Below are 540 nucleotides of genomic sequence, written 5' to 3'. Positions count from 1 at the left end.
GACCAAAGCCCAAGCACGTCACCCCATCAACGTCCTTTGCCAAATCAATCTGCTCAAAACATGCACGCTCATCAACATGATCAGGGACAGGATGCTGGAGCAATATGCCATGGACATCTGGATTGTTGTTAAGCTCGTCTATCTTGGCTTTAAGCTCCTCTGTGGTTGTCGCACTTGGCATCTCAACTCGAATAGAGTCCATACCGACGCGCTTACAGGCGTTACCTTTCATACGCACATAAGTGGCAGAAGCAGGATCATCACCAACCAATATCGTTGCCAAACTTGGCGTACGACCAGTCTTGTCTTTGATATTATCTACGCGTGTACGCAGTTCTTGCTCTATTTGCTTAGCAAGTGCTTTGCCGTCTAATAAGGTGGCAGATTGGCTATCTGACGTCATCGTCGTTTCAATTGACGAGGCATTTGACATGGTAACTCCAATGAATAAAGCAATAAGAAAAAGAGGACATAGTGTCGGCCATTATTTTGCTCAGTAAACATAAGCGAGCCGCAGCTTACTATAAGTATATATATACC

General features: G+C 45.0%; 1 protein-coding gene. It reads right to left on the bottom strand.

Annotation, left to right across the window (positions count from 1 at the left end; translation table 11 throughout):
* Positions 1-403, bottom strand: a 403-nt coding sequence (locus tag ACS8FD_RS23930; protein WP_439277683.1) for a tetrahydrofolate dehydrogenase/cyclohydrolase catalytic domain-containing protein, incomplete at its 3' end; no start/stop codon positions are given.
* Positions 404-540 lie beyond the last annotated feature (137 nt).

Source organism: Psychrobacter sp. 1U2, assembly GCF_051847575.1.
This window is presented reverse-complemented; position numbering and strand designations above follow the sequence as displayed.